The following is an 11,730-nucleotide window of genomic DNA, read 5'->3' on the forward strand; positions in this document are numbered from 1 at the left end:
AGTCAAGTTTTGTCAAGTTTAACTTTTCCAGACTAGTATCTACTAAACCCTTCCAGATGGCGGTATCTCTTTATCGAACGGCCGGAGAATCTGCGCGGTTTCAGTATTAGAGGGCAGATCAGCCCCTTCTGGCGGGACCTTATCAACGCTAGCCATCTGCATGCCTTTCTGCCGCACATGAAAGGCGATTTGCTGCCAGCGGCGCAGCCATTGCTCTTCCTTTCGCTTGTAGGCTTCTAGCTCAGCCTTGAGGCGATCTACCTCTATCTGAAGCTCTTCGGCCTCTTTGGTGGCCTGCTCTTTGGTTTTCACCAATCCGCCCGACAGTGCTCGTTTCGCGTTATCGTACGCAGCTTTTATTTGTGATTTGGCCTGGAGCGACTGGCGACTAAAGCCAAAGCGCTCTTCTAGCACCGCCCAGGTGAGTTTTGACCCAAGCTCACCCAGTGCCCAGCGATCCAAGTCAGCAACAATTGTATTGATGTCACTGTCGGACATGCGTCTGAAGCGCTTAACCATGCTCTACCTCATTTAGATATTCTTCGGGATCAAAGTGCTCCACCCCGTTGTCGGCCAGTTGGGAAGCCAGTGTTTTCAGTTTTTTATCGTTGTGTGCTAGCCAGTCAGCACTCTTTTTCGGCTTAGTGCTATCCAACTGCTTTTCAGCATTTTTTCGGGCTAGAGCAGTGAGAGCATATTGGCGCTTCTGCTCGTCCAGACGACCCTTATCATCCTTAGCCCACACGTAGTCTTTGCAGTCCGCCGAACATTGCAAATGCCGCTCGCAGGGTGTTTGAGAGAAATTGTGGATACAGATACCGGTACCGACATCATGTACGGCCTGAATTCGCGCTTTCAGAATGGCATCCTGGATTTCTACCGGAACCACTTTGATTTGCTCAGCTAACTGACCTCCAACCAGACCTTTTTTGATGTCGTCACGGAGCATCAGTGCTCGTTTTTCGCGGGATGTATGCTGATAGGCTTTGGTGTCTCTTGGGTTGGTTCGACCAAACCATTCAGTTTGCAGCAGGTCACTTAACCCGCCCTCATCAAGCAGGGTATTAAGCGTGTGATGGAAATGGTGACTGGTAAAATCCACCTCGATACTGCCGGAAGCGTATTCGTCGGCAAGCGCAGGGAAATAACGGAGAAATGTGGCGAGCATCGCATGGGGGCAAATGGTAGCTAGCCAGTGCGCGTAGCTCCCACTAGAAAGTCCCATAGGACGAATGAATAACAGATCTTTTAGGTAGTATTCTTTGCCAAATTGGCCCTCTAGTATCTTTACAGACAAGAGAGGGACAATTATCAACTTAACCTATTAATTTATATGTCTTTTTTAAAACCAATTAAACTTAAAAGGTTACAAATTAATATTTATCAGGGCTAAAACGGAATATCGTTATCAAACGACTCACCGAAGTTATCAGCTGGTTGCTGTGGCGGTGTCGCCACCGGTGCTTGGCGCGGCTGTTGCGCTTGCGACGGCTGCTGTTGCTGATACGACTGCTGCTGCGGGGCTTGCTGCTGTTGACGAGGGGCTTGGCTTGCGCTCATATCATCGCTACCGCCACGACCGTCTAGCATCTGCATTTGCCCATTGATGTCTACCACTACTTCTGTGGTGTAACGCTTAATGCCGTCTTTTTCCCACTCGCGGGTTTGCAGGCGACCTTCTACATAGATTTTTGAGCCTTTACGCAGATATTGACCCACAATCTCTGCCAATCTGCCGAAAAACACCACACGGTGCCACTCGGTACGCTCTTGCTGCTGACCAGTTTCGCGGTCTTTCCAGCTGTCGGAAGTAGCCAGGGTGATGTTGGATACCGCATTACCGTTAGGCAAGTAGCGTGTATCCGGATCAGCGCCTAGATTACCGATTAAGATTACTTTATTGACTCCACGTGCCATCTTACTTCTCCTAATTATCTATCGCGCCCAATAATAGAAGCTAAAAGCTGTTCCAGCTGGGCTCGTTCTATACGTTTATTGTCAAATTTTACATAGACTGCAGCTTCCTCTGCCACATACAGCGCATCCATTACGCCAGACTGCGCGCGCAGTTGCTTTAACCAATCATCAGTCAAAGCCGGCGCCTGCTCTACCTCTAAACGCGTACTTGTGACATAAGGTGGCTCTTGCATATTAACAGCAAATGCTAGCCAAAGTGCAGCCAAAATCGCACATCCAGCAAAAACCGCATTGGTGCCCGCCAGCTGAAATAACCAGCCGCCAAAAATACCGCCTACCGCCGCGCCCAAAAACTGACTGGTAGAATAAATTCCCATTGCCGTGCCTTTAGAACCTGCCGGTGAAATCTTACTGATTAGTGATGGCAGCGTCGCTTCCAGCAAATTAAAAGCAGCAAAGAAAATAACCGCTCCAACCACCAGTAGCGCAAGACTGGTACCCAACCACAGGAAGTACAGCTGGCTAAATAAAACCATGGCAATCGCACCTAAAAACACCTTCTTTATTTGCCGCTTTTTCTCGCTGTAAATAATAAAGGGCAGCATCGCGAAAAAACCGACGCCCATTGCTATTAGATACACCCACCAGTGTTCGTCGCGCGCCAGTCCGCCCTGTTCGATGAGTGCTAGCGGCAGAGCCATAAAGCTTGCCATCAACAAGGCATGTAAAACAAAGATACCCACATCTAGGCGCAATAACTGGCCATGGCCAAGCACCTTTAAAAACGAATCAGGATTAACACCTGAATCCAAATGCTTAACTTGATGGCCTGGCTTAGGCACCCAAACCGCCATAATCAGCATGCCCGCTAACGCCATTAATGCCGTGAACCAAAACAGCCCCGACAAACCAAAGTAGCGGGTTACCAGCGGTCCTAACACCATGGCGACAACGAAAGACAGGCCAATACTCATGCCTATTGCCGCCATCACCTTAGTACGGTTTTGCTCACGGGTTAAATCCGATAACAGCGCCATCACGGCGGCAGAAATAGCGCCAGCGCCCTGTAAAACCCGTCCAACAATAATCATTTCAATGGAACTGGCCATGGCAGCAACCGCGCTGCCAGCGGCAAAAATCAACAGTCCTGCATAGATAACCGGCATCCGCCCAATACGGTCTGAGAGCATACCAAAGGGTATTTGCAGTACGGCTTGAGTTAAACCGTAAGCACCAATCGCTAAACCAATCAGCAAGGGCGTGGCACCTTCTAATTCCTGACCATAGGTAGCCAAAACGGGCAACACCATAAACATGCCTAACATGCGGAAAGCAAATACCAACGATAACCCGCTCATTGCGCGGCGTTCGTTTGTATTCATTGCATCACTTACCTGCTTAGCCATTTAGCCCCCTCGATTTTCAAGCGGCTAAGTTTAACAGGCTATCGTGGGAATGCTAAGAAACCTGTCTAAAAATGCCTGTGCATGCTTTCAGCGCTTCCTTAACTCAGCACGTGCTTACTCTTTCCCGTATAATGCTCTGTTTCTTTGCCACCAGAGGCATGCAGTGGATAACATCATTGTTCGGGGCGCACGTACCCACAATTTAAAAAACATCGACATCACTTTACCGCGCAACAAGCTGATCGTGATTACCGGCTTATCCGGCTCGGGCAAGTCATCGTTGGCGTTTGATACGCTCTATGCGGAAGGACAGCGCCGTTACGTTGAATCGCTTTCAGCCTATGCACGACAGTTTTTATCGATGATGGAAAAACCCGACGTGGACACCATCGAAGGGCTATCGCCGGCGATTTCCATTGAACAAAAATCCACTTCACACAACCCACGTTCAACCGTGGGCACCATTACCGAAATTTACGACTACCTGCGCCTGCTCTATGCCCGCGCGGGAATTCCGCACTGCCCAACGCACAATGCACCGTTAGAGGCGCAAACTATCAGTCAGATGGTTGACTTAGCCATGGCGCTACCTGCCGAACACCGCTACATGCTGCTGGCGCCGGTGATTCGTGAGCGTAAAGGTGAGCATTTAACGGTGCTTGATGAGTTGCGCGCTAAGGGCTTTATCCGGGTACGCATCAACGGCAAAGTCTATGAAATGGATGATTTGCCCAAGCTAGACAAACAAAAACGTCACAGCATTGACGTGGTGGTTGATCGTTTTAAAATTCGTGACGATTTAGCCCAGCGTTTGGCAGAATCCTTTGAAACCGCTCTGCAACTGGCCGACGGTATTGCCACTATAACCAGCATGGATGAAGGCGTGGATATTAACAGCGTCTTTTCCGCACGCTTTGCCTGCCCCCACTGCGGTCATTCGGTCAGTGAATTAGAACCCAAGCTGTTTTCTTTTAACAACCCAGCAGGTGCCTGTCCAACCTGTGATGGTTTAGGACTGAAACAGTTTTTTGATAGCCGTCGTTTGGTCAATCCAGAGCTAACCCTCGCTGAAGGGGCGATGCGCGGCTGGGATAGACGTAACGCCTATTATTTTCAGATGCTCATGTCTCTGTCTGATCACTATGGCTTTGATCTGGAAACACCCTTCGGGCAACTGGATACTGAGCATCAGCAACTCCTATTAAACGGCAGCGGTTTTGAAGAAATCGCGTTTAAATACCTCAATGATCGCGGCGATATTGTGCAGCGCAAACACCCCTTTGAAGGTGTAGTGCCCAATCTTGAGCGCCGCTACCGCGACACCGAATCTAACAGCGTGCGTGAAGAGCTGGGTAAATACCTCAGCACCCAAGCCTGTCCAGATTGCCAAGGTTCACGCCTGTGCAGCTCGGCGCGTCATGTTTGGGTGGGCGATAAAACACTTCCCGAAATCACCCGCATGCCGGTGGGTGATGCCCATGCCTATTATCATCAGTTAACCTTGCCCGGTCGCCGTGGCGAGATTGCCGATAAAATTCTTAAAGAAATCTGTGCTCGACTGCAGTTTCTCGTGAACGTTGGGCTGGATTATCTAACCCTTGATCGCAGCGCTGACACCCTATCTGGCGGTGAAGCACAGCGTATTCGGCTGGCCAGTCAAATCGGTGCAGGGCTGGTTGGAGTGCTCTACATTCTGGACGAGCCGTCCATCGGTCTACATCAGCGCGACAACGAGCGCCTGCTCGCCACCCTGACCCACCTACGCGATATTGGTAATACCGTGATTGTGGTTGAGCACGATGAAGATGCTATCCGCTTGGCCGACTATACCGTCGATATCGGCCCGGGCGCTGGCGTGCATGGCGGTGAAATCGTCGCCCAAGGCACACCGCAACAACTGATGGATAACCCCGACTCTTTAACAGGCCAGTACCTTTCTGGCAAGAAAAAAATCACCTACCCAGAGCAACGCACCCCCGTCGACCCCAGCAAGATGCTACGACTCATTGGCGCCAAAGGGCACAACCTGCAAAACGTTAATTTAGAAATCCCCATTGGTTTGCTTACCTGTATTACTGGGGTGTCTGGCTCAGGTAAATCCACGCTGATTAACGGCACGCTCTACCCGCTTGCCGCTACGGCGTTAAATGGTGCAACCACACTGGAAGTAGCAGCCTACGAGCGCATTGAAGGCTTAGAACTGCTCGATAAAGTGGTCGACATTGATCAAAGCCCCATTGGCCGCACCCCGCGCTCTAACCCAGCCACCTACACCGGCATCTTCACCCCAATTCGCGAGCTTTTTGCTGGCGTACCTGAAGCTCGCGCACGCGGTTACACCCCGGGGCGGTTTTCGTTTAACGTCAAGGGCGGGCGCTGCGAAGCCTGTCAGGGCGATGGCGTGATTAAAGTAGAAATGCACTTTTTGCCCGACATCTATGTGCCCTGCGATATCTGCAAAGGCAAACGCTATAACCGCGAAACCTTGGATATTCGCTACAAAGGCAAATCCATTGATGAAGTACTGCAACTAACCGTGGAAGACGCACGAGAGTTTTTCGATGCCATTCCCGCCTTAGCACGGCGCATGCAAACCCTAATTGATGTAGGACTGTCCTATATTCGTCTCGGCCAAAGCGCTACCACGCTGTCAGGCGGTGAAGCGCAACGGGTGAAGCTGTCACGCGAGCTATCCAAGCGCGATACCGGGCAAACGCTGTATATTCTTGATGAACCCACCACTGGCCTGCATTTTGCCGATATCCAACAGCTTCTAGATGTACTGCATCGCCTACGCGACCGTGGCAATACCGTGGTGGTGATCGAACATAATCTGGATGTGATTAAAACCGCCGACTGGATTGTTGATCTCGGTCCTGAGGGCGGTTTCCGTGGTGGACAAATCATCGCTACCGGTACACCAGAGCAGATAACCGAACAAAGCGTATCCCATACAGGACGTTTCCTTAAACAAACTCTGCAGCGCTAAATACTACTAGCTCGCTCTTAGCCCAACTAAAAAGCCCGACGCAGTGCATCGGGCTTTTTAGTTGTCGCTAGGTTATTGCTACTGAGTTAAACCCATAGCCTTAGCAACTCCCTCACCATAGGCAGGGTCCGCCTTGCTACAGTGCTCAATATGACGGCGCTTAATTTCTTCTGGTACACCCGTCATATTGCGGGCAGTATTTTCAAACAATACTTGTTGTTCTGCTGGGCTTAACAAGCGAAACAAGTTACCCGGCTGGGTGAAATAATCTGGTTCAGTTTCCCAGTAATCAAAACGATCTGCCATACCTTCAAGTGCAAGCGGCGGCTCTGAAAAATCAGGTTGTTCTTGCCATTCTTGTTGACTGTTAGGCTCGTAATGCAAGCGACTGCCTTGGTTACCATCCACACGCATTGCGCCATCGCGGTGAAAGCTATGCATTGGGCAGCGCGGTGTATTCACTGGTATCTGGTAGTGGTTCACACCTAAGCGGTAGCGCTGTGCATCACCATAAGAGAACAAACGACCTTGCAACATACGATCAGGTGAAAAGCCAATGCCCGGTACGATATGCGCTGGGTTAAATGCCGCTTGCTCTACATCAGCAAAGTAGTTTTCAGGGTTTTTATTTAGCTCAAAATACCCTACTTCTATAAGTGGATAATCGCCCTTAGGCCAAACCTTGGTTAAATCAAAGGGGTGGTAAGGCACTTTACCTGCATCGGCTTCAGGCATAATTTGTACATACATAGTCCAGCGTGGAAATTCCTTGCGCTCAATCGCTTCATATAAATCACGCTGCGAGCTTTCGCGGTCTTTACCTACTAACTCAGCGGCTTCTTGATCGGTCAGGTTTTTAATGCCCTGCTGGGTTTTGAAATGGAACTTCACCCAAAAGCGTTCGTTATCTGCATTAATAAAGCTAAAAGTGTGGGAACCAAAGCCGTGCATATGGCGATAGGACGCAGGAATACCACGATCACTCATTAAAATAGTGACTTGGTGCAAAGCTTCAGGCAAGCCTGTCCAGAAATCCCAGTTGTTAGTGGGGCTACGCATATTGGTGCGTGGGTCACGTTTAACCGCATGGTTAAGGTCGGGAAACTTCAAAGGATCACGAAAGAAGAAAACGGGCGTATTGTTACCGACTAAATCCCAATTACCTTGCTCGGTATAAAAACGCATCGCAAAGCCACGAATATCACGTTCAGCATCGGCGGCACCGCGCTCACCCGCAACGGTAGAAAAGCGTACAAACATCTCGGTTTGTTTGCCGACTTCAGCAAATAGAGAGGCTTTAGTGTATTGGGTAATATCGTGAGTAACGGTAAAGCTACCGAAAGCACCTGAGCCTTTGGCGTGCATACGCCGCTCTGGAATGACTTCTCTATCAAAGTGGGCTAGTTTTTCTAAAAACCAGACATCTTGCAGGAGCATGGGGCCACGCGCACCTGCGGTTAAGCTGTCTTGATTATTAGCGATTGGGCAGCCGGAAACGGATGTTAGCTTGGGTTTGCTGGTCATTTCTTATTACCTCGCACGATATAAATTAGGTACTGCACACTGACTATAAGCCTCTGCATAAAAATAGGATAGTAATTATTAATTACCACCCCAATAGCCAGTAGCTATCACTTTGCAGAAACTTATTACTATTAACACAGCAACGCCTTGCCACCCAACCAACCCGACTTCCGACAGTAAAACTCTTGTTTGGCGCACTAATGCACAGTTCAACTTGGTTTGCTCTTGCCATTCGAACCCGCACAGGTGACACTTTTACCCATGCATAAAAAAAGCACTTCTAAGCCTAGTCAAGCTAACTTTTTCCTGCCGGAGCTCTGCCAAGCAGAAGCCTTGCTTGGCTTGGTTTTACTCGCCGAGCTTTTGGTGTTGGTACTCGTGCTGGCTGAGCCCATCAACCAAGGTTTTGATTGGTCACGCTTGGCACTCACCTCATTATTTGTGCAGTGGGTAGTCTTGCTCACTGCAGCCTTACTTTGCGTGCTACGGCCTTGGCTCGCCCATCTTAAAGCCGTGCCAGCCAGCCTGATAACCTGCCTAATCGTCATGCTGCTGACTTTTTTATGCAGCTGGGCCACACAGTATTTCAACGCCGAATATCTGGGTATTTATTTGCGCGGCGAGAGCTTGGGCGTTTTCTATCTGCGCAACCTACTCATTAGCCTGATCATGTCAGCGATTGTGTTGCGGTTTTTTTATTTACAAAGCGAGTCCAAGCGCCAGCAACAAGCACAGCTGCAGGCGCGCTTGGAAGCATTGCAGGCTCGTATTCAGCCACATTTTTTATTTAACACACTCAATAGCATCGCCAGCTTGGTTGCCATAGATGTAGATAAAGCGGAACTGGCAATTTTAGACCTGTCGGATCTACTGCGCGCATCACTAGCCAACCACAACGGACTCTCCACTTGGCAGCAAGAAGTCAACCTAGCGCAACAGTATTTATCCATTGAAAACCACCGCTTTGGCGAGCGCATGCAATTGGATTGGCAGATAGAAAACGTGCCACCTCAGTTGCCTATCCCTCATTTAACTTTACAACCCTTGCTGGAAAACGCCGTCTTGCACGGCATTCAGCCCAGCGTTGCGGGTGGCACTATTAGCGTTCAGGCTAGTTACCAACACAACAGCCTCCAACTAAAAGTCAGCAACCCCATCCCCGAGCAAGTCAGCCCACACAAAGGCATGCGTTTAGCATTGGACAACATTCAAGCCCGCCTAGTGAGCCACTTTGGCCCTACCGCCAAACTAATTACTACACGCCAGGGCGCTGTATTTATTGCCCATATCAGCTACCCTTGCTCTCTCACCCCGACAGAAGCAGATCAAGACCATGAAAATCTTAATCGCTGATGATGAACCTCTAGCGCGCGAACGTTTAGCGCGCCTGATTGAAAAACTGCCCAATTGCCAGCTGCTAGCCCAGCAAGCCAGCAACGGTCAGCAGGCTCTAGAACTATGCGAAGCACTTAAACCCGATGTTTTACTGTTAGATATTCGCATGCCCATACTGGATGGTTTGCAGGTCGCGGCAAAACTTTCTAAGCAAGCCGATGCACCCGCTATTATTTTCTGTACCGCCCATGATGAATTTGCTTTAGAGGCTTTTCAGGTGAATGCCATCGGCTATTTGGTTAAACCGATACGCTTAGAGCCTTTAGCTCAAGCATTGCGCCAAGCAGCGCGCTTAAGTCAGGGGCAGATAGCGGCTATTTCCGACGATATTGAAGGCGATAATATCCGTAGTCATATTAGCGCCAAAACCCACAAGGGTATCGAGCTGATTGCGCTGCCGGATATTTATTATTTCTTTGCCGATCAGAAGTATGTCACCGTCCATCACTGTACCGGTGAGACGTTGATCGATGAGTCGCTAAAGTCCCTTGAACATGAGTTTGGTCATTGTTTCGCCCGCATCCATCGCAGTACTCTGGTCAACATTAACTATATCGAGCGCCTGCTACGCACCGATGACGGGCATTACGAACTTCACCTAAAAAACATCGAACAACCACTAAGCGTCAGCCGTCGCCATGTCAGCTCAGTAAGAGCGCTCATGGAAAAGCTGTAGCCCTGCTCACATATAGCACTCGCTTAGTCAGGCTGCTATCATCTGTGCAACTTTGCTAGGCAAGCACTAGCCATCAAATCATTCTAAATAAAAGTAGATTCCACTATGTCCACCCGTCATATCCGTATTGCCACTCGCAAAAGTGCTTTAGCTTTATGGCAAGCTGAACACGTTAAAGCCCGTCTTGAACAAGCCCACCCCGGCCTAAAAGTCAGTCTAGTCCCCATGGTGAGTCGCGGTGACCAACTGCTCGACTCGCCGCTGGCCAAAATTGGCGGCAAAGGCCTGTTCGTTAAAGAGCTAGAAACCGCACTGCTGAATGACGAAGCTGACATTGCCGTGCATTCCATGAAAGATGTACCTATGGAGTTCCCGGAGGGCTTGGGGCTGTACTGCATCTGTGAGCGTGAAGACCCACGCGACGCCTTTGTTTCCAATAATTACGCCAATCTCGACGAGCTGCCCCATGGTAGCGTGGTTGGTACATCCAGCTTAAGACGCCAAGCACAGCTACTAAATTTGCGCCCAGACCTAGAAATACGCTTTTTACGCGGCAACGTAAACACACGCCTAGCTAAGCTGGACGCAGGCGATTACGACGCTATTATTTTAGCGGCTGCCGGTTTAATGCGTTTAGGTTTTCACGACCGCATCCGCTACAGCTTAAGCGATACAGAATGCCTGCCAGCAGGTGGTCAAGGCGCGGTCGGTATTGAGTGCCGCACCAACGATACCGAGCTACACCAACTGCTACAGCCTCTACACGAACAAAACAGCGCTGATCGCATCCTTGCTGAGCGCGCACTAAATCGTCACCTCAATGGCGGCTGCCAAGTACCTATCGCCTGCTACGCTGTGCTAGAAGGCGACCAGCTCTGGTTGCGCGGCTTGGTGGGTCAGCCTGACGGCACCGTCATACTTAGAGCCGAAGCCCGCGCACCGCGTGCGGATGCTGAAGCTCTTGGAATTTCCGTAGCCAAAGATCTGCTTGCCCAAGGCGCAGGTGAAATTTTGGCGAAAATTTACGCTGAATCCAATTAACCGTGAATACTTGGCGTTTATTAATTACGCGCCCAGCCGCCGACAACCAACTATTGGCGGCGCAACTCCAGCAACTGGGAATCTTTAGTTTTGGCTTGCCATTGCTGGACATGCGCGCACTGGAAGAAACACCAGCACAGCGCACTCTCATGCTTAATTTAGATCGCTACAGCAGTATCGTAGTGGTCAGTAAGCCTGCAGCGCGCTACGCGCTGGAACGACTAGATACCTACTGGCCACAACCGCCCTCTCGTCCGCAATGGTTCAGTGTGGGCGCCGCCACAGGGCAAATACTCAAGGAATATGGCTTGCCTGTAAGCTGGCCGGAACAGGGCGATAACAGTGAAGCGTTATTAGCTCTTGCTGCATTCCAAGATTCGCTTAGGCAACCCAATCCGCGCGCTTTGATTATGCGCGCAGATGTGGGGCGCGATTTTTTGTCGCAGCAAATTCTCGATAAAGGCGTGCCTGTCGATTTCTTACCCCTGTACGAACGTTTTTTACCTGAATATCCAACGAATTTACTGCTAGAATCAATCCAACAAAACCAATTAAACGGACTAGTTGTTAGTAGCGAGCAAGGTCTCAAACATCTGCTTGAGCTTGCTGATATAGACTGGTCTAAACTTGCTCGGTTACCGCTGTTTACCCCCAGCCCTAGAGTGGCGCAAACAGCTAGAGACCTAGGCGCAACCTATGTGATTGACTGTCAGGGTGCAAGCAATGATGCTTTAATTAAAGCACTGCAACAGCACCGCCCACTACAGTCATAGAAGGACTTC

General features: G+C 49.9%; 10 protein-coding genes. 5 read left to right on the top strand and 5 right to left on the bottom strand.

Features of this window, described 5'->3' with window-relative positions:
• Positions 1–42: 42 nt before the first annotated feature.
• From QEZ41_RS05845 to QEZ41_RS05860, 4 genes are all read right to left on the bottom strand, one after another.
• Positions 43–519, bottom strand: a complete 477-nt coding sequence (locus tag QEZ41_RS05845) for a protein kinase (RefSeq protein WP_289410460.1) — start codon at positions 517–519, stop codon at positions 43–45.
• Positions 512–1,168: a hypothetical protein gene (locus tag QEZ41_RS05850; RefSeq protein ID WP_289410461.1), complete on the bottom strand. Its 657-nt coding sequence runs from the start codon at positions 1,166–1,168 to the stop codon at positions 512–514. Before QEZ41_RS05850 ends, QEZ41_RS05845 begins: the two co-directional genes overlap by 8 nt.
• 221 nt (positions 1,169–1,389) lie before the next feature.
• A complete protein-coding gene (gene ssb, locus QEZ41_RS05855; RefSeq protein WP_289410462.1) occupies positions 1,390–1,917 on the bottom strand; it encodes a single-stranded DNA-binding protein in 528 nt (175 codons plus the stop codon).
• 14 nt (positions 1,918–1,931) lie between these two features.
• Positions 1,932–3,323, bottom strand: coding sequence for an MFS transporter (locus tag QEZ41_RS05860; RefSeq protein ID WP_289410463.1), 1,392 nt, complete (start codon positions 3,321–3,323; stop codon positions 1,932–1,934).
• 163 nt (positions 3,324–3,486) lie between these two features.
• On the opposite strand from QEZ41_RS05860, the gene uvrA reads away from it, so the two are divergent.
• On the top strand, positions 3,487–6,312 hold the full coding sequence (gene uvrA, locus QEZ41_RS05865) for an excinuclease ABC subunit UvrA (protein ID WP_289410464.1): 2,826 nt from the start codon (positions 3,487–3,489) through the stop codon (positions 6,310–6,312).
• Between the two features lie 78 nt (positions 6,313–6,390).
• Here uvrA and QEZ41_RS05870 read toward each other — a convergent pair whose 3' ends face one another.
• The gene (locus tag QEZ41_RS05870; protein ID WP_289410465.1) at positions 6,391–7,836 is read right to left on the bottom strand and encodes a catalase; all 1,446 of its coding nucleotides are present in this window, start codon (positions 7,834–7,836) and stop codon (positions 6,391–6,393) included.
• Positions 7,837–8,097: 261 nt separating this feature from the next.
• On the opposite strand from QEZ41_RS05870, the gene QEZ41_RS05875 reads away from it, so the two are divergent.
• The 4 genes from QEZ41_RS05875 to QEZ41_RS05890 all read left to right on the top strand — a co-directional run bounded on the left by QEZ41_RS05875 (position 8,098) and on the right by QEZ41_RS05890 (position 11,721).
• Positions 8,098–9,189 (top strand): sensor histidine kinase, encoded by a 1,092-nt coding sequence (locus QEZ41_RS05875; RefSeq protein ID WP_289410466.1) that lies wholly within the window; start codon positions 8,098–8,100, stop codon positions 9,187–9,189.
• Positions 9,170–9,907 carry a LytR/AlgR family response regulator transcription factor gene (locus tag QEZ41_RS05880; protein ID WP_289410467.1) on the top strand — a complete coding sequence of 246 codons (738 nt, stop codon included), beginning with the start codon at positions 9,170–9,172 and terminating at the stop codon, positions 9,905–9,907. The genes QEZ41_RS05875 and QEZ41_RS05880 overlap by 20 nt, the downstream gene beginning before the upstream one ends.
• 105 nt (positions 9,908–10,012) lie before the next feature.
• Complete coding sequence (gene hemC / locus QEZ41_RS05885) at positions 10,013–10,948, top strand: hydroxymethylbilane synthase (RefSeq protein ID WP_289410468.1); 936 nt, start codon at positions 10,013–10,015, stop codon at positions 10,946–10,948.
• Positions 10,949–10,950: 2 nt separating this feature from the next.
• Positions 10,951–11,721, top strand: coding sequence for a uroporphyrinogen-III synthase (locus QEZ41_RS05890; RefSeq protein WP_289410469.1), 771 nt, complete (start codon positions 10,951–10,953; stop codon positions 11,719–11,721).
• Positions 11,722–11,730 lie beyond the last annotated feature (9 nt).

Origin of the sequence: Thiopseudomonas acetoxidans (assembly GCF_030362935.1) — a bacterium.
Taxonomy (GTDB): Bacteria; Pseudomonadota; Gammaproteobacteria; order Pseudomonadales; family Pseudomonadaceae; genus Thiopseudomonas; species Thiopseudomonas acetoxidans.

Excerpts from the sequence above, each read along its gene's own strand:
- QEZ41_RS05875 (WP_289410466.1), top strand. The coding sequence starts at position 8,098 with ATGCATAAAAAAAGCACTTCTAAGCCTAGTCAAGCTAACTTTTTCCTG.
- QEZ41_RS05845 (WP_289410460.1), bottom strand. The coding sequence starts at position 519 with ATGGTTAAGCGCTTCAGACGCATGTCCGACAGTGACATCAATACAATT.
- QEZ41_RS05880 (WP_289410467.1), top strand. The coding sequence starts at position 9,170 with ATGAAAATCTTAATCGCTGATGATGAACCTCTAGCGCGCGAACGTTTA.
- QEZ41_RS05860 (WP_289410463.1), bottom strand. The coding sequence starts at position 3,323 with ATGGCTAAGCAGGTAAGTGATGCAATGAATACAAACGAACGCCGCGCA.
- ssb (WP_289410462.1), bottom strand. The coding sequence starts at position 1,917 with ATGGCACGTGGAGTCAATAAAGTAATCTTAATCGGTAATCTAGGCGCT.
- hemC (WP_289410468.1), top strand. The coding sequence starts at position 10,013 with ATGTCCACCCGTCATATCCGTATTGCCACTCGCAAAAGTGCTTTAGCT.
- QEZ41_RS05870 (WP_289410465.1), bottom strand. The coding sequence starts at position 7,836 with ATGACCAGCAAACCCAAGCTAACATCCGTTTCCGGCTGCCCAATCGCT.
- QEZ41_RS05850 (WP_289410461.1), bottom strand. The coding sequence starts at position 1,168 with ATGCTCGCCACATTTCTCCGTTATTTCCCTGCGCTTGCCGACGAATAC.